This is a genomic window from Sphingobacterium gobiense (assembly GCF_002980575.1).
GTDB lineage: Bacteria > Bacteroidota > Bacteroidia > Sphingobacteriales > Sphingobacteriaceae > Sphingobacterium > Sphingobacterium gobiense.
In genome coordinates this window covers 102,462-121,337 of sequence record NZ_PVBS01000005.1, presented here as the reverse complement: position 1 = coordinate 121,337, position 18,876 = coordinate 102,462, and the positions used below count along the sequence as shown (strand labels likewise).

The following is an 18,876-nucleotide window of genomic DNA, read 5'->3' as shown; positions in this document are numbered from 1 at the left end:
CGATGCGTAGTGCATCGCCACTTTTTTATTTTTTTACCGGATACTGTTTGAATATTCCGTTGACAATTTGTGGCAATTTATTGATGGTCCTTTCAGGTGCTTTAACTTCTGATGAACCGCGTGCTTGCCATACAACACTGTTTGTGCGTCGATCAACGGCCTCGATAATCAGGTGGGCATAGCGATATTTCTCGTGGCCTACAGGATAGCTATGGCCTCCCCAGCCCATTCCCCAGCCCCAGCCCATCATACCCCAACCCATGCCCCATGGGCCCCAACCGGGACTATAGACCATACGGCTTTTATTGTTTACGATGGTAATATAGCGAAAAAGAATATCTGGGTTGTCTTTGGAATACTGCAGCCCTAATGCCTCTAATTCCTTATTCGCAGCATTCAGGATATTCGTTTTTGCAATATCATTATTAAAATAATTTTTAGACAGCGAATCCACGGGAGGAAGCCAGCTATAGGTCTTATATTGCCGAAAATCCTGGTTCTGCACCTGGGTAGTGTTATACTTCACGGAAGCACAAGATGCAAGGACCGCAATAATACCCAATATCAAAATATATTTTATCTTGTTCATAATAAACCGCTTGTTTTAGTATTGTATTAGACAAGTGAATTGATGAAAGGTTTAAAGTAATTTTTATGTTCTTTTCCCCGTGAAAAGAACCAAAAGCTCGTCGCTGGGAAATCCTTGCATAGAGTGGTGCGTGCAAAGGCAAACTTGTATAGATGCAACGTTTCCAAGGCGACATTTGAGGTTAAGGGGGGGAATGCAATGCATAATGAAAGCGTTCAATAATAAACAGCGGTTACGTGGAGGAAAACGGCCTTGTATTTTTTCGCGTACATCTTGATGCAGGCTATTCCGTATAAAACAGAATGTTGTTTTAAGCGTAGCGAGTTTCATTCTGTTTAGGAATAGACAAAGAAAGATAGCGAAAACATACTCAGCCTTGACTTTTTTGTTTCTTTTTTTGTCAAGAAAAAAAGATTAAAACCCCGTTACTAACGGCATAACTCGTCCGCTCCCGAATGCTTTCGGGCTTACACGTAGTATAGGTGGAGCTTGGAAGCGTTTAAACTCAGCATTATACAGTAACCTCGCGATACGGTTTACCAATGTTTCCTCAAATCCCGATTGAATAACTTCCGCCGTTGATTTTTCCAATTCAATCAGTTGATAGAGTATACTATCTAATATATCGTAAGGGGGCAAAGAATCGGAATCCTTTTGATCTGGTCTTAACTCCGCAGATGGTGGTTTCACGATGGTATTTACCGGGATGACTTCCCGCTCTCGGTTGATATAACGTGCTAATGTATAAGCTTGGGTTTTGTAGACATCGCCAATCACGCTCAAGGATCCCGCCATATCCCCATATAATGTTCCATAGCCTACAGCCGCTTCGCTTTTATTGGAAGTGTTTAATAAGATATGACCGAACTTATTGGAAAGTGCCATGAGGATTGTGCCTCGGACGCGAGCCTGTATATTTTCTTCCGTAACATCGGGAGCTCGACCTGCAAACGATGCTGCTAGTGTCTGATCAAAGGACTTGGCGATGTCTTCGATAGGAATAATTTGGTGCGCGCAGCCTGTATTTTCCACTAAATCCAACGCATCTTTTACCGAGTGTTCACTCGAGTACTTAGATGGCATCAAGACAGCAAGGACATTTTCCGCACCGAGTGCTTCGCATGCTAATGCGGCGACAATCGCAGAGTCCAAACCTCCCGAAAGGCCAAGTACGGCTCTTTTAAAGCCCGACTTCTGAAAATAATCGCGCATTCCTAAAAGGAGAGCCTGGTGTATTAACGCAATCTCAGTAGGTTTTTGCTCTGGGAGAATTGGTGCTTGCGCATGGATGTCCACCACCGTATAATCTTCTGCAAAATCTTTTAGTTCAGACAATATATTACCGTTTCGATCCAGCGCTAATGAACGACCATCAAAGATAATATCGGTATGGGCACCTACCTGATTGACATATACTAACGGGCATCCTGCTTTTATAACATTCCGTTTTAAAACGTTGAGTCGGTTGTCGAAGTGCGTGTAAGAAAACGGAGAGGCAGCAATATTGATGATGAGCGATGGATTTTCTTTCCGCAGCTCAGCCATTATATCGCCTACATACGAATTCGAGACTTCGTCATCCCATAGATCTTCACATACCGTTAAGGCGACCTTTTCTCCGTTGATTTCAACACAGGAAGCCGATCGGTTAGGTTCAAAATATCGGTATTCGTCAAAGACGTCGTAATCCGGTAATAAGCTTTTCTTAATCGTGTGTTGGATCTGACCATTTGCCAATACGACGGCTGCATTGTAAAGTGGTTTGCCTTCAGGATCCGTGTTTACCACCGGTGATCCGATAATACAACTGATGCCCTGACAAGCTTGTGCAATCTGGTGCAGGCTATTGGTGCATTGCTGAATAAATTGTGCGTTTCGTAAGAGATCTTTAGCGGGGTATCCGCCTATAGCAAGTTCAGCGAAGACAATTAAATCGGCGCCATCTGCTTTGGCCCGTGCAATATGATTGATAATTTTTTCGTCGTTGGCGGTAAAGTTGCCTATATGGTAATTCAGTTGAGCAAGCGCTATCTTCATTGTATATGGATTTGTTAAGAGTAAAAATAATAAAAATAAACGAAGCCCGCTGTTTGAATCAGCGGGCTTCGTTTATTTATCGGTATTAAATTATTTTTTATCCTTTATATCCACCACCTCGATATAAAAATGTAAAGGTGAATCCGGGGGGATGGTAACTTTCCCGTCTTTATCCTTTTGCTCGCGGTTATCATAACAGTAAGGCGATGGAGCAACAAGCTCGATGACGGCGCCTTTCTGCAAGCCATTTTCGGTGAGACCGCCTACTTTATAGTCTCTGCCGTTTAATCGTACCTCTTTGGGATAGAATGCAAGATTCCAGGCTGGAATCAACCCACCGCCCATATTATCATTTCCGATTTGGAAAGAGCGGGTTTGGTCTTTTGGGTCGTCTTCGGATGTTTTATCAAACACATTACCATTCAGTAATTTCCCGGCATATTTTACTTCTACAGTGGGTCTGGCTAGGGCCAAACCGCCCATGGATCCTGGAACTAACCAACTTGTATAGGATCCTTCTTCTCCCGGAGTGTGAATTTTGAACCAAATACCCGTGGAATCATCCAATACTGCCCCTGGGATATGTTCCTCTGCAAAATTTTTTAGTATAGGAGCCTGTTCTTCTAATAAGGCTTCGATTCGTACGCGGTTAAGAGAATCTCTACGACGTTGTTCATCCGCCAAATCGTTATTGTTGTCGTCTGATTTGCTACAGGACGTGATGCTGACTGTAGCCAACACAAAGAAAAAAAAGAGTTTTGATAGGTTGTTCATTGTCTTGATTAAAAAAAGAGCGTGTCTAAAAGATTTTTTGGACACGCCCTTTGTAATAGTGCTATTAAATGATTTCTTGCTGTTTTTATTTTTGGATACTCAGTACTTCAAACTCGTATACTAATGGTGAGTTGGCTGGAATATCGCCTACTTTTTTATCGTAAAAAGCCCAATAAGAAGGGGCGATCACGCGGATATGGCTGCCTTTTTTTAAGCCTTTTGCTGTTAATCCATAGTATGGTACGTCTTCACCGTTCACTCTATACGATTTTGGGAAAAAGGAAATAATCCATACACCATTATAAACATTTGAACTAGACTGGAATGTAGCGAAATCAATATTTTCGTTTTCTCCAGATTGTACCTCGGTGCCGTCCAATAATGATGCTGTGTAGTTTACTCTTACTTTTGGAGGGACCGGACCAGTTGAGCTGGAGAATTCATACTCAAAAGCTTCATCATCTTCTTCAGAAGGTACTGTAACCACTTCAAAGTGGATGCCTGTTTTAACTGTTTTACCTAACAGAGAAAATGTCTCTTCTCTACTATCTGCTTGCCAACCCCCGGGGGCTTCAGAGGGATTCGCTGCTAGATAAGTGTCAATTTTAAGTTTGTCGGCAGCTAATGAAGCAACTATAGCTTCTTGTTGTCGACGCTGCTCAGCTTCTCTCTCCGCGCTGTCATCCTTCATACAAGAACTAAATGCAACTGCAGCACATAATAATACAATTAATGGTTTAAATAGAGTTTTCATCTTTTCTTCTTATTTTTTTAATGGTTGATGAGTGTTCTCCCGACAAATCGGAATCGGTTTCATAAATTTTTAAAATCTTTTCTAGATGATAGAACGCAGGTTCATATCGTAATGCTACAGCAAAAGTAAGAAAAATGGTTTTATTTTTTATTTCGTTAAAAAACCTTATCTTTAATTGTCTAATTCGTTTGATAGTCAACTTATTAGCGATAAACAACCATTATAAATAGATAATAAGATGAAAACTGTACAACACATCCTCGAGGGAAAACCATCCATTATCCACGCTGTAAGCCAAAACACCTCCGTATTGGATGCGCTACAAATGATGATGGAGAAGAACATCAGTGCTTTGTTAATTATTGAAAATGATAAGTTGATGGGTATCTTTACAGAGCGTGACTATGCTCGGAAAATTATCTTGCAGGGTAAAACATCCAGAGATACGCCTATCCAGCAGGTCATGACACACAATCCTCGGACCATCACGACGAACGAAAAAATTGATAGCTGTATGGAAATGATGACCAACAATCTATTTAGGCATTTGCCTGTTGTGGAGAACGGTAAAGTAATCGGTATAATTTCTATCGGTGACATCGTGAAACATATTATTGAAGATCAAAAGCAGACTATAGACCAACTGCAAAGCTATATTAGTAGTTAGATGCTAGCTATAAGCAAAACGGCTATGGATATCTAAGGCTTATTCTTCAATGCTTTCATCAATTTCTTCCGGTCTACATACTGAAAAAATCGCTGTTCCACGTTGAAATCAGAAGCCAAGATCAGGGTAGTCGGAAAGCTAAGTTTACCATCGCGGGCGGCTAACAGCTTTGCCATATTGTGGTATTGCCCTGTACGTTTTTTGGAGGACTCATTTACAACAACTTGTCCGTCGAAGTGTATCGTATCCACAGTTTCCGCATCAAATTGTACAGCATAATAGTTACTGTTCAGCTCATTTACAACATCAGGATCCGTAAAAATGACCTTTTGCATTTTACGGCAATAGGCGCACCAATCGGTATGAAAAAAAAGCAGGACCTTCTTGGGCTTTGTCGCGAGCGAGTCCGATAACTGCTCAAAAGAAAGCCAGTTGACGGTATTTTGTTGCTGCGCAAAAGCTGATAGGTTTAGTAAAAAAAATATAATAGTACCTATATAACGTATCATGCTATTGTTCCTTTCTTAAATTTAGTAGAGACGCCATACCAGACGTCTCTACAAATGATGTTAATGAAAATGGCCAATCCTGATTCCGAAAGTAAATGTTCGTGGTTTTGCTGGTCCGTAAACATAATCAGAGTCGCGTAATGGACCACTATCGAAATCCTTTTGGAAAGCGTTAAATATATTTTGTATACCCCCAAACAATTCTACGCTAAATTCCTTCCGTATGGGTAGTGTATAACCTAAACGCAGGTTCATTTCCATGAAATCTCGAGTCGTTTTGAGCAGGAGCGTCTGATCCGCCTGGTAATGCGGTGCAATCATGCTGCCAGTATACACACCAGTTACATCGACGGCGAATTGTTTAGTCGCTTTGATATTCGTGTTCAAGTAACCATAGGTGTTTGGCGTGCGTAGAAAGCGCACAGTAGCGACATCATCCGCCGGGTTTTCGGCTTCAAAGATGATCTGCTCCTCGTTGTATTTCGAGCGTTGTATAGTCCCCCCGGCCTGAAAAGTAACAGCACTGGAAGGAGCGATACTCAATTCTATATTGGAACCATAGACGGTTGCGCCCGTCCCATTGCGCATTTCTTCAAGAATAATGGCGTCTTCCTCTGCGGTCCGCACATTCATGAATTGGTTATGCAGTGCTGTATAGAAGCCCTCTACCAACAGGCTTGTCTGGGTGTTGCCGAAATTTCGGGTGTAATTAAACGATCCGGTATATGCATCGGAAGTTTCCGTTTTTAGGTCTTGCCCCATCAGGACAAATACTTGCTCGCCGGCGACCGAGGTGACGTGCATATCTTCGTTGAAGGCTTGTGGAGCGCGAAATCCCCGGGCATATCCACCACGGAACTGCAATTCAGGATGGATATCGTATAGTAAAGTGAAACGTGGACTAAAGGTGCCAAAGCTTTCGTCTGAGGTACGATGGTGCTGCAAGAGGCTATATTTTCCATCCACCTTGGTGTAATCGTAGCGGGCACCGACTAGAAGTTTTAATGGCTCGGCAACCTTCCACTCGTACTGCGCGTAACTGCCAATACCCTGCGTCTTTTGGTCTATATTCCGGTCGTAGCCAGGGATATCATCGGTGGTCTTGTTGGTGGTAAGCTCTACGCCGGCTGTCAACACATCTTTTGCGAAGGTATAGGTGTATTGTCCGCCGGCAACCATAGCAAAGTCGTTTGTAACGCCGTAGGCGTTTGCCGCGGTAATACTATCCTGACGCGTTCTGGAACCGCCTAAACCACCGTAGTAGCTGTCGCGCGTGCTTTTTTGAGCCGATGCGTAAATCGATATTTTATGTTTCCAGTTTTGGGAGTAATGATCGTACGTGGCCCCACCGATGAAGGAGTTGGTCTGGAGCTGCTCCGTAATATCGGTAAAATGCGGCGCGATTTCCAGTCGGTCGCCCCCACGGCGAAACTCGTTCAGTACGCTCAGGTCCACCGTGATTTTATCGTATTCGGACGGTTTAAAAAAAGCTTTCGTGCCAAAAGTCGTGTTGCGTAGCTTCGTCATTTCCGAGAATCCGTCGCCATTGGCATCCCAAGCCTCCCGGTTGCGGTGCATCCCGTAGAAAGTAACCCCTACGCGTAAATCGTCTGTCACGGTGGAAGTGTTGAAGTCGATCGTATTATCCCATGCACTGCCATCAATTAGGGAGTTGGTGGATTTTACCTGCCAGTCATTTTCTATGGGATCTTTCGTAATGATATTGATGGTTCCGGCGATGGCATTAGCACCAAAGAGCGCAGATCCACCACTTCTGACGACTTCGATGCGGTCGATCATGCTGGTTGGGATTTGATCCAGTCCATAGACACTATTTAAGGCACTAAATACCGAACGACTGTTGATCAGTATTTGGGAGTAAGCCCCCTCCATCCCGTTCAGTCGCACTTGAGAGAATCCGCAGTTTTGACAGTTGTTTTCCACGCGCACGCCGGGCTGGTAGTTTAAGGTCTCCGACATGGCTACAGATTGTGTAGCATTGAAAAGCTTAGGGCTTAATACGTTCACAACGACAGGGGCGTCACGCCGGTCAAGACCATAACGGGTGGCACTGACGACGACCTCATTTAAATTTAAGTTGTCTTCCTGTAAGATAATATGCAAAACGTCGTTTGTACTACTGGGCACTGTTTTTCTGTTCGTTTGGTAACCGACAGCACGCGTGATGATTGTTGTTTTTCCATTTGACACGCCGGATAGCATAAATTCTCCGTGCTCATTCGTTGAGGTAGCGCTGCCGGAGCCGTCTACAAGTACTGTAGCTTGACCGATGGGGTTACCATCCGGCCCCGTTACTTTTCCGTTCAATGATGTTTGTGAGAATAGGGCGATAGGAAATATATAAAGTAAAGCTAAAAGAAAAAGCTTATAGTTGTATCTTTTTGTCATGTAAGTAATTCATGTTAAGCTCACGACCATAACACAATCATGAAGTCCGTGTTTTTGTTATGTAATAACATTACGGTGATAGGTGCTAAGGGAGCGAGCAATCAAGGTATGCAGGAAGTGAATGAAACCACCATATGATGCCGACCTTATAGTGTAATAATAAATGCGTTTAGTTAACTTTCCGGTGGATCTTCGGAAGTTGGGGTTAGGATAAAAGAAGGGCGGGTGGTCCCCGTAAGTCGTAGTGAATGAGTGGGGTGGAAGGCGCGTTTTCCGTTAACTCTGCATAATGTATACAAAGCTTAATCGGAGCGATAGCGAGTTCGAATGCTTGCAAATCATTTGCTACGAATACGCCTGCGAATACGACATCTAAGAAATGTATTTCATCATCAGAATGGTGATGATGGTCAGGGTGTCCCTTTTTAGTAAAGTCATAGGGGTGAATGTGTGTAACAATCTCTCCTGTTGAGGTGACTTCCTTGTGCATAAATACGACACCGCTGGTGATAATAGCCACCATCCATACGCTTAATGACCAAGCGATGAAAATGCGATATGTGTTACTTAATTTATGCATGACGATATCGTACGTTGTTATCTGCGAAGTTACGAAATGCTATCAGAACTACAGTGTCAATTTATTGTTATGGTCTGGAAATAGCAGAGCAGGCTTGTGTACTTTCGCTTCTTCAGGTGTCATGCTCGCATAAGAAATGATAATAATAATATCACCGACCTGTACCAACCGTGCGGCCGCGCCGTTAAGACAGATAGTGCCTTTGCCGCGTTCACCCGGAATAACATAAGTCTCTAGCCGAGCCCCGTTATTGTTGTTTACAATCTGCACCTTTTCGTTCGCAACAATATTTGCTGCATCCATCAAATCCTCATCAATCGTGATGCTTCCCACGTAGTTCAGTTCCGCCTGCGTAACACGAACCCGATGAATCTTTGATTTCATTACTTCAATCAACATATTACAAAATTACCTAAAATTTTTTAATCCAATAACATATTGTCTATCAACCTTACGCCTTCTATCCAAGCAACCAGTAACGCAACATGCTTTTTTCTGGGCTCGATCTGGTCGACTTCTTGTAACGAACGCGTTTCACAGATGGCTAAATATTCGACATCTATTTCTCCCTCTTGATGGAGGATGTCTAGTGCTTCTGTTCGAAGTGTGTTTAGATTGCGGACCTCGAAATAACGTTCGATATGACGTAACGAACGATATAATGCCAGTGCTTTATGTTTTCCCTCCGCTGAAAGGCGCATATTGCGGGAGCTTAGTGCGAGCCCCTTCTCGTTTCTGACTGTAGGGCAAATATGGAGGACGACGGATAGTTTTTTTAGTTCAATTAACCGTTGGATAACCATTATTTGCTGGAAATCTTTTTGGCCAAAGCAGGCAACATCGGGTTCAACTAAGCTGAACAGCTTATATACAATCTGGGTTACACCTTGAAAGTGACCCGGCCGCTTTTCTCCTTCCCATACCTTTTCTAGGCTTCCGAGGTCAAGGTGCCAGGGCTCCTCGGTTTCTGGATACATTTCTTCCACCGTTGGCATAAATGCGATATCACAGTGGATTGTTTGTAACAATTGTAGGTCATTTTCTTCCGGGCGTGGATACCTTTCAAGATCGCCCGGATCATTAAATTGCGTGGGATTTACAAAAATACTACAGACCACAACATCAGCAATTTGTTGGGCTTCTTTTACTAATGTAAGGTGTCCCTCGTGAAGTGCCCCCATAGTCGGTACAAGGGCTACGCGTTGCTTGGCTTCACGCAATTCATCAAGGTAACTTTGAAGGGCCTGTTTTGTTCTAAATATCCTCACCGCAAAACGTTAAATAAGGGCGCAAATTTGCGGAAATAAATTGGTAATATAAAGGGATGAAACTTAATGAATTGTAAAATTCATAAAAAAGTCGTATCTTTGTGGACCGATTTTACTGTTCGATAAATAAAAAAAGAATTGGAGATGGCAAAAACGAAAATATTGTTTGTAACCCATGAGATGTCGCCTTTCCTTGAAATAAGCAAAATTTCTGAAATAACACGCCAATTACCACAAGCGATGCAAGAAAAAGGATTTGAAATCCGTATTTTGATGCCGCGTTTCGGTAATATTAATGAGCGCAGAAATCGGCTTCATGAAGTGATAAGGTTGTCGGGAATGAACATCGTGGTGGATAACAATGACAATCCGCTCATTATTAAGGTTGCTTCATTACCCACTGCACGCATGCAGGTGTATTTTTTAGATAATGAAGAGTATTTTCAGCGGAAAAAGGTTTTTCGTGACGACAAAGGTGCGTTTTTTACAGACAACAACGAACGTTCGCTGTTCTTCTGTAAAGGTGTATTAGAGACTGTGAAGAAGTTAGGATGGTCACCGGACGTAGTGCACTGCCATGGTTGGTTTTCCGCTATGGTTCCGGCTTATTTGAAAACGGCTTACAAAGATGATCCTACATTCAAGGATGCCAAAGTGATGTATTCCCTTTACGCGAACGAAGACTTTGATACTATTGGAAGTAAATACGGGGAAATGGCGTCGCAAAGTGATATGCATGTTGAGGAAGCAGGCCCTTATGGTGAAGGATCGTATGTAGACCTATACAAAGGAGCGCTTTCCTACACCGATATAGCTGTATTTGCTGACGGAGATATACATCCCGAACTTAAAATCTATGTGGAAGAGAACGGGATCCGTAGTTTCTCGCCTCAAGGAGATGCGGACTATGAAGGGTTTGCAGAAGTATTCGAGGAGTTTTCCACAGCTGATGTAGAGGAGACTGCTTAGTTTTTTCATAATTAGTAGTTTTTATAATTTTAAAGGTTGAAGGTGCGATGAAAATCGCACCTTCTTTTTTGCTATGCTACTATTCTTGAAAATAAATTTATGCCCGGGGGAGGGGAGTGCTCGGTTATATTTGGTTGATCCCAAGTTTTTTCTTATTTTGGATTACTAACTGTGAAAGTTTGAAAACAGCATAAACTATTATAAACGGAAATAACATGGAGAATTTTTCGAGAAGATCATTTTTGCACGCTTTAGCTATGCTTGCCGCAGGATCGGCCGTATCGCTGCCCGCCAACGCGTTCGGCCTACGCCGTAAACTTAGGGTTACTTTGGTGGGTACGGGTATACGGGGTATTTCCTTTTGGGGTCGTCGTTTGGTAGAACAGTATCCAGACCAACTGGAATTTGTAGGTCTAAGTGATATCAACCCAGGTAGGCTACAGTACGGGAAGGAATACATGAAAGTGAACTGTCCCACCTTCGTGAGCTTTGAGGAAATGCTGCGCGAGACGAAACCAGACTTGGTTATCGTGTGTACGACAGATTCATCTCACCATGAGCAGATTATCGGGGGGCTAGCTGCTGGTTGTGACGTGCTCACTGAGAAACCGCTAACGACCGATGAAGTAAAAGCGCAAGCAATTCTGGATGCTGAACGCCAGTACGGTAAAAAGCTGATTGTAGGGTTCAATTATCGGTGGAGCCCCTATATGACGAAAATCAAAGAGTTGATCATGAACGGAGAAATCGGGGAAATTACTTCGGTCGATTTCAATTGGTATCTCAATGTCCATCATGGTGCGTCTTATTTCCGCCGTTGGCACGGGCTGATGGATAAGGGCGGATCTTTATGGATACATAAGGCTACGCATCATTTTGATCTACTCAATTGGTGGTTGGATTCGGAGCCGGATGAAGTATTTGCTTATGGTGCGTTGGAGCACTATGGTAAAAATGGGGCATTCAGAGGAGCAAATTGTCGAAGTTGCACATATAAAAAAGAGTGCAATTACTATTGGGACATCACCAAAGATTCCCATGCTATGAATCTATATGTAGCTAACGAAGCACATGACGGGTATGTCCGAGATGGATGTGTTTATCGAAATGAAATTGATATTTACGACAAGATGTCAGCGCAAATTAAATATGCGAATGGTGCTATCGCCAATTACTCGCTGACTACTTATTCCCCGTTTGAGGGCTGGCGTATTGCCTTTAATGGACAAAAAGGGCGTATCGAAGCTTGGCTTGACATCCCGTGGATGAAAAATGACAGTTTGGATCAAGAAAGTTTGCATGCTGCGGAGATGCAGCAGGTCGAAAACGTTGACGTCATTCATGAACCACTTGTACTTTATAAGAACTGGCAGGATTATCAGATCATTCAGGTAGCTAGCGAGCGTGCTGGTCATGGCGGTGGCGATCGTCGCTTGCATGATAAATTGTTCAAACAATCAGAAGCTCCTGATCCATATGGCCATTCCGCTGGTCTACGAGATGGTGTGATGTCTATTCTGATTGGTGTCGCCGCCCGTCGTAGTATCGAGCAGGGAGGGCCTGTCAAAATCGGCTCATTGACTGATTTAAAGCCAAAGGTCAAACGAGGGTAGTGAATAATAACCTTCGTTTTTTATCATTTGTAAAAAGGATTCTGTTTTTGTATCCAGATCTTTGTTGTAGATAATAAAGAACTATGAACTGGATTATATTAATTATTGCGGGATTATTTGAAGTGGGATTTACATCGTGCTTGGGAAAAGCTAAACACACAACTGGAACAGAAATGTACCTTTGGTATGGAGGCTTTGGCTTATGTCTGACCGTCAGCATGCTGCTGTTGATGAAAGCCACCCAGGCGCTCCCGCTCGGAACGGCTTATGCTGTTTGGACGGGCATCGGTGCCGTGGGGACGGTGTTGGTAGGTATTTTTATATTTAAAGAACCAACTGATTTTTGGCGCGTATTTTTTATTTTGACATTGATCACCTCAATTATTGGCCTCAAGGTGGTTTCCGCACATTAATACCAAAAAAATACGTACTTTTGTGCCTGATAAAGATGGGAAATACCTTTCCCTTTTTAAGAGCATTACGCACTATGTTAGAGAAACTACAAGCTATAAAAGGACGTTGGGAAGAGGTGGAGGCCGAATTAAGTAATCCCGATACGATCAATGATATGAAGCGTTTTGCCAAGTTGAATAAGGAGTATAAAGACTTGGGGAAAATCGTAGAGCAATATCACATCTATAAAAATATCGTTAGTAATATCGATACAAGCAAAGATATACTCGCTAATGAAAAAGATCAGGAGCTACGGGAGATGGCGAAAGAAGAGCTCGACCTCTTACTGACAGAAAAAGAGGAAAAAGAAGAAGAAATTCGATTGATGCTTATCCCTAAGGATCCTGAAGACGGAAAAAATGCGATTATTGAAATTCGAGGTGGTACAGGAGGTGATGAAGCCGCTCTATTCGCTGGTGATTTGTATAGGATGTATACCCGTTTTTTTGAAACAAAGGGCTGGCGCACAGAAGTAATGGATGTGACTGAAGGAACGTCTGGTGGATATAAGGAAGTCATTTTAAAAGTCCTCGGCGAGGATGTATATGGTCAATTGAAATATGAATCGGGTGTACACCGCGTACAGCGTGTTCCAGATACTGAAACGCAGGGGCGTGTCCATACATCCGCAGCGTCGGTAGCTGTTTTGCCGGAAGCAGAAGATGTCGATGTCGAATTGAACCCCGGCGACATTGAACTCCAAACCTCTCGTTCGGGGGGAGCCGGTGGACAAAACGTCAACAAAGTAGAGACGAAGGTGCAATTGACACACAAGCCTTCTGGCATTGTTGTGGTGTGCCAGGTTGAACGGTCCCAGTTAGCCAATCGGGAACTTGCGATGGAGATGCTTCGAAATAAGTTATACGAGCTGGAGGTTCAGAAAAAACATGGTGATGTAGCGGCTAAACGTAAAACAATGGTATCTACGGGAGACCGTTCTGCCAAGGTACGGACATACAATTATCCGCAGGGACGCGTTACTGAACACCGTATCGGTATGACGCTCTATAATCTCCCCGCCGTTATGGATGGTGATATTCAGGGTATTATAGATGCCCTACAATTTGCAGAAAATGCAGAGAAAATGAAAGAGGGAGCAGTGGATTAAATTTTTTCAAAAAAATTTCGACATTCTGTAAAATACACCTATATTTGCACACCTTCAAACGGGAAGGAAATGAGGTCTGGTAGTTCAGCTGGTTAGAATACATGCCTGTCACGCATGGGGTCGCGGGTTCGAGTCCCGTCCAGACCGCTAAAATAAATGGAGCGCTGCTTCAAAAGTTCTTAAAACATATGTTCTCAAAAGAAGGAGAAAAAATGAGGTCTGGTAGTTCAGCTGGTTAGAATACATGCCTGTCACGCATGGGGTCGCGGGTTCGAGTCCCGTCCAGACCGCTAGAGAAAAAAGGTGTCTTTATATAAAGGCGCCTTTTTTATTTTTCTGACGACTTTCCTTGTTTCCCGCGAATTCTACTTAGGGTAACCTGTGATATGCCTAAGTACGAAGCGATAAATCCGAGTTTAATTTGATTGACGAGTTCCGGTGCACGATTCAATAGGTCTTGATAGCTTTCGCTTGCTGTTTTAAACAGTTTTGACATGAGCCGATATTCGATTTTTAAAGTTTCTACTTCGGCAAGTTTTCTGCCCCAATTGGCTATACCTAAGGTATTGGCAAAGAGCGATTGTAGCTGGGCCGCATGGATTCGATACGCCGTTACCGGTTCAAGGGATTGTATTGTTTCATAGCCAGGTTTGCCATGTACGTAGCTATTTAAGGAAATGAGGGCATCGCCAGGAAAAGCAAAATCTAAAATGACCTCCCGATGTTCTTTGTAGTAAAATATACGACAAGAACCGGTCTTTAAAAAATAAACATAATGAGATTTTTTTCCCGTCTCTATAATGTTATCTTGTTTCTTAAACGTAACTTCTTCGAAAAGTACTAATAGGGCTTGTTGATCTCGTGCCTTTAGTGGGGCAATGCGGTGGATAATCGTTAGGGCGTCCATTTCTTCAATTCCAATTGTTTGCCGTCCCATATGGCATAGGTACAAGTGTGCATCCATTCGCCAAGATTAATGATACGACTGTTTTCACGGAGCTCGATGTCGTAGGGGAGATGACGATGGCCGAAGATAAAATAATCAAAATGCTCCTGTTGCAACAGCTCCTTGGCATATTGAATTAACCATTCTCGATCTTCTCCCAAGAAACGTTCTTCGTCCAGGTTTGCCGCACGACTGTGACTGGACCATTTTTGTGCAATACCAATGCCCAAGTTGGGATGTAATCTAGCGAAAAGCCACTGACAAACCCTGCTTCGGAAAAAGGCTTTCAGAAACTTATACTTTGTATCCCCTGGGCCTAGCCCATCTCCATGATGAATATAGAATCGTTTGTCATTTATATCCAGTATCATCTCATTTTCGACAATATTGGCGTTTAGCTGTTCTTTTAAGTAACCGAACATCCACATGTCGTGGTTCCCTTTAAAGAGTGTTATCTCCACGCCGAGGTCTGCCAATTCCGCTAATTTACCGAGAAAGCGGATAAATCCTTTGGGAACTACGGTGCTGTATTCAAACCAGAAATCAAAAATATCGCCCACTAAAAAAAGTGCCTTTGCATCGGGTTTGATGTGGTCTAGCCAAGCGACCAGCCGCCGCTCCCGTTCAAGAGAAGCTGCTTTGGGCGTAACACCCAAATGAAAATCCGAAGCAAAATATATTTTATCTCTCATGGAACGACAAAATTAGCAAATAACAAGGATAATCGACTCTCCCAAAAAAAATCTTATCTTGCGTTTACTTAAACAACAAAGAGGATTATGAATAAAAAATTAGGGATTATGCTGTTGGCATTTGGTTTTATCGCCTGTAGCCAAGAGCATGTTATTGAATCAAACGACAACATGGTGCTAAAACCTTATCCAAAAACGGAAAAGACAGATCAAAAAGATGATTATTTCGGGACGATTGTAGACGACCCGTATCGTTGGTTAGAAGATGACCTATCTGCTGAAACCAAGCAATGGGTAACTGCGCAGAACGAAGTAACACAAGATTATCTAGGCCAGATTCCATTTCGCGAGGCTATCCACAAACGCTTGGAAAGTTTGTGGAATTATGAGAAAGAGGGAGCCCCAATTAAGGAGGGAGACTATATTTATTTCTATAAAAATGATGGGCTTCAGAACCAATACGTACTCTGGCGTAAAAAGGGGGAGGATGGAAAAGAGGAAGTTTTTCTGGATCCTAATAAGTTTTCAGAAGATGGTACAAGCTCATTGGCCGGCATATCCTTCTCTAAAGATGGCTCGTTGGTCGCCTATCAGATTTCGGAAGGTGGATCCGACTGGAGAAAAGTGGTCGTTCTGAAAACAGAGGATAAATCTGTTGTAGGGGATACGCTGATGGATGTCAAGTTTTCGGGATTAGCATGGAAAGCTAACGAAGGTATCTATTATAGCAGTTATGATAAACCTAAAGAAGGTTCCGCTTTATCCGCTATGACGGATCAACATAAATTATTTTTTCATAAGTTAAACACACCGCAGACAGATGATGAACTGGTATTTGGCGGTCCAACTATGCCGCGTCGCTACATTGGTGCCGGATTAACGGAAGACGAACGCTATTTGATCGTATCGGCAGCAAATGCTACCTCGGGTAATGAACTATATATAAAAGATCTTTCTTCTCCTGATGCTGGGTTTGTAACGGTAGTGGGCGATATGGATAAAAACCATGAGATCATAGATAACGACGGGTCTAAATTGTTTATCTATACAGAATTGGATGCGCCAAATGGACGCGTTGTAACGGTTGACGCTGCTACTCCACAGCCGGAAAATTGGGAGACCTTAATCGCTGAAACGGAACAAGCACTTTCGCCGACTGTAGGTGGAGGCAAAATATTCGCTAACTACCTGAAAGATGCAGCTTCGCTTATAAAACAATACGACCGAAATGGAAAATTAGAAAGAGAAGTCGAACTACCAGGTATAGGATCTGCGGGCGGATTTGATGCGAAATTGGAAGACGAGGACTTATATTATTCGTTTACAAACTATGTGAATCCAGTTACGATCTACAGGTATGATATCGCATCTGGAAAGTCAGAAATTTATAAAGAATCGGCGATTAATTTTGATCCGTCAAACTATGAATCGAAGCAAGTATTCTTTACATCTAAAGACGGGACGAAGATACCGATGATCGTTACGTATAAAAAGGGCATCCAATTAGATGGTACAAATCCAACGATGTTGTATGGCTATGGTGGATTCAATATCAGCTTAACACCCTCCTTTTCTACCAGTAATATTATCCTGCTCGAACAAGGTGGAGTATATGCTGTAGCGAATCTTCGTGGAGGAGGGGAGTACGGAGAACGTTGGCATCTTGCTGGTACACAAATGAACAAGCAAAACGTATTTGATGATTTTATCGCAGCAGCAGAATACTTGATCGACCAGCAGTATACGTCCCCGGATAAACTGGCTATTGCTGGAGGTTCCAATGGAGGATTATTGGTTGGAGCGAGTATGACGCAACGACCTGAACTCTTCAAAGTGGCTTTCCCGGCGGTTGGTGTGTTGGACATGCTGCGTTATCACAAATTTACCGCGGGTGCAGGCTGGGCATTCGATTATGGTACTTCTGAAGATAGCAAAGAAATGTTTGAATATTTGTATAAATATTCACCTTATCACGCGCTGAAGCCTGGAACGGCTTATCCATCGACCATGGTAACTACTGCGGATCACGACGACCGTGTAGTGCCAGCACATTCGTTTAAATTTGCTGCGCGGTTGCAAGAATACCACACAGGCGATAATCCTGTTTTAATCCGTATCGATACGAAAGCGGGGCATGGTGCCGGGAAATCGACTGAGATGGTGATCGCCGAGCAAACGGATAAATGGGCATTTATGTTCCAGAATATGGGAGTGGGTTATAAGGAAATAGAATAAAAAAAGAGGGGCGCTGATCAAGTGCCCCTCTTTTTTATATGCCTAATTGGGATTGCATGTTTTTGCTTAAAGCTTTTTTATGCAATAAAATGGAAATTGTTTTGTATCGGACGTATTCTTTAGTTGCATACATATATCCTTTGTAGTCATTGGATTCTCCCCACGAGTTTTTTACGATATAGTATTCTTTGCCATTTTGGTCTTTGACTGTCCCGACGATGTGCATCCCGTGGTCGTCGGTAGTTGTGTAGTTATCAAAAGCTTCTTGGCGTTGGGCAGGGGTGATGGTGGCTTCAGGTTTTGGACCATTAAACATCGTTTCTATTTCTTCTGCACTCATTTGCTCTATTGGTTTTTTCGGTACATACGCCACGCCGTTTTTCCAGCTAAAGCTCTTTTCAGATACATCTGTCGCCCAAGCAATGGTGTATCCATTTTGAAGCGCTTTGTCGATGATATCCGTGAGGTCGTTTATCTGTACATTATAGAAACTTTCAAAAGACCAGTTGTCGGGGATCAATAAAACAAATGGTTTGTAGTACGGGTGTTCTTCGAATGACGAAATGCCGATATAATCATCCGGATTAATGCCGATCACTTCGTCTGCAAATGTCCGAGGGGTATACGTCTTTCCTTCATACGGGAAGGATTCGGGTACCTCACCTAAATAGGCGTCCATTGCTGCGGTAAAAGCGGTTATCCAGGTTGTACTTGGCTTTTTACTTTTTGCAATGCTCGCTGTAATGCCTTGTAGTATGGGGCTCATCTCTCCGAAGTTATTGCGTTTTTGCCCCTCTTGTAATCCTGTGTAGACTGCTTGTGGAACCGCACCGTATTTACGGAAGATAGTCAATACGTCATGTAACTGTCCGCCGTCACCTTGCGCCTGTTCTCCATGTAAGCGGACGAAGTTCTTGGCTTTTTCGATGTAGGTATTGCGTGCTGTATAGATAGGCGATATTTCTACCGGCTGTTTGCCCATTCGGATCATTTCAGACTCTAGGAAAGAATTGCCTGAATAGGACCAGCACGTGCCGGAAGAACCTTGGTTTTTAATCGAGGTGTTTCCCAAATTGATCACTTCCGTAAATCGAAAACCCTCTTTACTGTTGTCGCTGACATTGTGTTTTAACGCGTTGATAAGGTTATCCTGCGCGTTAACGTGTACAGAAGCCGAAAATGTGAATAAGGCTGCCGCTAATAATAATGATTTATTCCAGTTCATTGTTGTTAAGTAAAATTTCACGAAATTAAAATTTTATAATGAGCCCTG

Annotated in this window: 18 protein-coding genes and 2 tRNA genes; 8 read left to right on the top strand and 12 right to left on the bottom strand. The window is 42.9% G+C overall.

Annotation, left to right across the window (positions count from 1 at the left end; all coding sequences use genetic code 11):
• Nucleotides 1-25 precede the first annotated feature (25 nt).
• From C5749_RS18155 to C5749_RS18140, 4 genes are all read right to left on the bottom strand, one after another.
• Entirely contained in the window at nt 26-589 is a 564-nt protein-coding gene (locus tag C5749_RS18155; protein WP_105727633.1) for a DUF4136 domain-containing protein, read from the bottom strand.
• 414 nt (nt 590-1,003) lie between these two features.
• Complete coding sequence (locus tag C5749_RS18150) at nt 1,004-2,626, bottom strand: NAD+ synthase (protein WP_105727632.1); 1,623 nt, start codon at nt 2,624-2,626, stop codon at nt 1,004-1,006.
• Nucleotides 2,627-2,716: 90 nt separating this feature from the next.
• Nucleotides 2,717-3,400 carry an FKBP-type peptidyl-prolyl cis-trans isomerase gene (locus C5749_RS18145; protein ID WP_105727631.1) on the bottom strand — a complete coding sequence of 228 codons (684 nt, stop codon included), beginning with the start codon at nt 3,398-3,400 and terminating at the stop codon, nt 2,717-2,719.
• Nucleotides 3,401-3,485: 85 nt separating this feature from the next.
• Complete coding sequence (locus C5749_RS18140; protein ID WP_146113790.1) at nt 3,486-4,154, bottom strand: FKBP-type peptidyl-prolyl cis-trans isomerase; 669 nt, start codon at nt 4,152-4,154, stop codon at nt 3,486-3,488.
• 238 nt (nt 4,155-4,392) lie between these two features.
• On the opposite strand from C5749_RS18140, the gene C5749_RS18130 reads away from it, so the two are divergent.
• Nucleotides 4,393-4,821, top strand: coding sequence for a CBS domain-containing protein (locus tag C5749_RS18130; protein ID WP_105727628.1), 429 nt, complete (start codon nt 4,393-4,395; stop codon nt 4,819-4,821).
• A 32-nt stretch (nt 4,822-4,853) separates the two neighbouring features.
• On the opposite strand, the gene C5749_RS18125 is transcribed toward C5749_RS18130, so the two are convergent.
• The 5 genes from C5749_RS18125 to panC form a co-directional block, all read right to left on the bottom strand.
• A complete protein-coding gene (locus C5749_RS18125; RefSeq protein WP_105727627.1) occupies nt 4,854-5,330 on the bottom strand; it encodes a thioredoxin family protein in 477 nt (158 codons plus the stop codon).
• A gap of 60 nt (nt 5,331-5,390) precedes the next feature.
• A complete protein-coding gene (locus C5749_RS18120; protein ID WP_105727626.1) occupies nt 5,391-7,739 on the bottom strand; it encodes a TonB-dependent receptor in 2,349 nt (782 codons plus the stop codon).
• 205 nt (nt 7,740-7,944) lie between these two features.
• Nucleotides 7,945-8,319, bottom strand: coding sequence for a hypothetical protein (locus C5749_RS19865; protein WP_245893839.1), 375 nt, complete (start codon nt 8,317-8,319; stop codon nt 7,945-7,947).
• A gap of 48 nt (nt 8,320-8,367) precedes the next feature.
• Nucleotides 8,368-8,718, bottom strand: a complete 351-nt coding sequence (gene panD, locus C5749_RS18110) for an aspartate 1-decarboxylase (RefSeq protein WP_105727625.1) — start codon at nt 8,716-8,718, stop codon at nt 8,368-8,370.
• A 23-nt stretch (nt 8,719-8,741) separates the two neighbouring features.
• Nucleotides 8,742-9,587: a pantoate--beta-alanine ligase gene (gene panC / locus C5749_RS18105; protein ID WP_105727624.1), complete on the bottom strand. Its 846-nt coding sequence runs from the start codon at nt 9,585-9,587 to the stop codon at nt 8,742-8,744.
• Between the two features lie 144 nt (nt 9,588-9,731).
• Between panC and C5749_RS18100 the strand changes: the two genes are divergently transcribed.
• The 6 genes from C5749_RS18100 to C5749_RS18075 all read left to right on the top strand — a co-directional run bounded on the left by C5749_RS18100 (nt 9,732) and on the right by C5749_RS18075 (nt 14,020).
• On the top strand, nt 9,732-10,556 hold the full coding sequence (locus tag C5749_RS18100; protein ID WP_105727623.1) for a glycogen/starch synthase: 825 nt from the start codon (nt 9,732-9,734) through the stop codon (nt 10,554-10,556).
• Nucleotides 10,557-10,771: 215 nt separating this feature from the next.
• Entirely contained in the window at nt 10,772-12,169 is a 1,398-nt protein-coding gene (locus C5749_RS18095; protein ID WP_219848029.1) for a Gfo/Idh/MocA family oxidoreductase, read from the top strand.
• A gap of 83 nt (nt 12,170-12,252) precedes the next feature.
• On the top strand, nt 12,253-12,582 hold the full coding sequence (locus C5749_RS18090) for a DMT family transporter (protein ID WP_105727621.1): 330 nt from the start codon (nt 12,253-12,255) through the stop codon (nt 12,580-12,582).
• Between the two features lie 74 nt (nt 12,583-12,656).
• Nucleotides 12,657-13,730 (top strand): peptide chain release factor 1, encoded by a 1,074-nt coding sequence (gene prfA, locus C5749_RS18085; protein ID WP_105727751.1) that lies wholly within the window; start codon nt 12,657-12,659, stop codon nt 13,728-13,730.
• A 73-nt stretch (nt 13,731-13,803) separates the two neighbouring features.
• Nucleotides 13,804-13,877 (top strand) — tRNA-Asp (locus C5749_RS18080).
• Between the two features lie 69 nt (nt 13,878-13,946).
• Nucleotides 13,947-14,020, top strand: a tRNA-Asp gene (locus tag C5749_RS18075).
• A 38-nt stretch (nt 14,021-14,058) separates the two neighbouring features.
• Here C5749_RS18075 and C5749_RS18070 read toward each other — a convergent pair.
• Nucleotides 14,059-14,667, bottom strand: a complete 609-nt coding sequence (locus C5749_RS18070) for a Crp/Fnr family transcriptional regulator (RefSeq protein ID WP_181151520.1) — start codon at nt 14,665-14,667, stop codon at nt 14,059-14,061.
• Nucleotides 14,625-15,368, bottom strand: a complete 744-nt coding sequence (locus C5749_RS18065) for a UDP-2,3-diacylglucosamine diphosphatase (RefSeq protein WP_105727620.1) — start codon at nt 15,366-15,368, stop codon at nt 14,625-14,627. Before C5749_RS18065 ends, C5749_RS18070 begins: the two co-directional genes overlap by 43 nt.
• A gap of 87 nt (nt 15,369-15,455) precedes the next feature.
• Here C5749_RS18065 and C5749_RS18060 point away from each other — a divergent pair, with 87 nt between their 5' ends.
• The gene (locus tag C5749_RS18060) at nt 15,456-17,603 is read left to right on the top strand and encodes a prolyl oligopeptidase family serine peptidase (protein WP_105727619.1); all 2,148 of its coding nucleotides are present in this window, start codon (nt 15,456-15,458) and stop codon (nt 17,601-17,603) included.
• A gap of 34 nt (nt 17,604-17,637) precedes the next feature.
• Here the strand turns inward: C5749_RS18060 and C5749_RS18055 are convergent, their stop codons facing one another.
• Nucleotides 17,638-18,828, bottom strand: a complete 1,191-nt coding sequence (locus C5749_RS18055; RefSeq protein ID WP_105727618.1) for a C1 family peptidase — start codon at nt 18,826-18,828, stop codon at nt 17,638-17,640.
• Nucleotides 18,829-18,876: the final 48 nt, after the last annotated feature.

Coding starts and splice junctions, on each gene's coding strand:
- prfA (WP_105727751.1), top strand. CDS start 12,657: ATGTTAGAGAAACTACAAGCTATAAAAGGACGTTGGGAAGAGGTGGAG.
- C5749_RS18065 (WP_105727620.1), bottom strand. CDS start 15,368: ATGAGAGATAAAATATATTTTGCTTCGGATTTTCATTTGGGTGTTACG.
- C5749_RS18125 (WP_105727627.1), bottom strand. CDS start 5,330: ATGATACGTTATATAGGTACTATTATATTTTTTTTACTAAACCTATCA.
- C5749_RS18055 (WP_105727618.1), bottom strand. CDS start 18,828: ATGAACTGGAATAAATCATTATTATTAGCGGCAGCCTTATTCACATTT.
- C5749_RS18100 (WP_105727623.1), top strand. CDS start 9,732: ATGGCAAAAACGAAAATATTGTTTGTAACCCATGAGATGTCGCCTTTC.
- C5749_RS18155 (WP_105727633.1), bottom strand. CDS start 589: ATGAACAAGATAAAATATATTTTGATATTGGGTATTATTGCGGTCCTT.
- C5749_RS18060 (WP_105727619.1), top strand. CDS start 15,456: ATGAATAAAAAATTAGGGATTATGCTGTTGGCATTTGGTTTTATCGCC.
- C5749_RS18130 (WP_105727628.1), top strand. CDS start 4,393: ATGAAAACTGTACAACACATCCTCGAGGGAAAACCATCCATTATCCAC.
- C5749_RS19865 (WP_245893839.1), bottom strand. CDS start 8,319: ATGCATAAATTAAGTAACACATATCGCATTTTCATCGCTTGGTCATTA.
- C5749_RS18145 (WP_105727631.1), bottom strand. CDS start 3,400: ATGAACAACCTATCAAAACTCTTTTTTTTCTTTGTGTTGGCTACAGTC.
- C5749_RS18090 (WP_105727621.1), top strand. CDS start 12,253: ATGAACTGGATTATATTAATTATTGCGGGATTATTTGAAGTGGGATTT.
- C5749_RS18070 (WP_181151520.1), bottom strand. CDS start 14,667: ATGGGACGGCAAACAATTGGAATTGAAGAAATGGACGCCCTAACGATT.
- C5749_RS18120 (WP_105727626.1), bottom strand. CDS start 7,739: ATGACAAAAAGATACAACTATAAGCTTTTTCTTTTAGCTTTACTTTAT.
- C5749_RS18150 (WP_105727632.1), bottom strand. CDS start 2,626: ATGAAGATAGCGCTTGCTCAACTGAATTACCATATAGGCAACTTTACC.
- C5749_RS18140 (WP_146113790.1), bottom strand. CDS start 4,154: ATGAAAACTCTATTTAAACCATTAATTGTATTATTATGTGCTGCAGTT.
- panD (WP_105727625.1), bottom strand. CDS start 8,718: ATGTTGATTGAAGTAATGAAATCAAAGATTCATCGGGTTCGTGTTACG.
- C5749_RS18095 (WP_219848029.1), top strand. CDS start 10,772: ATGGAGAATTTTTCGAGAAGATCATTTTTGCACGCTTTAGCTATGCTT.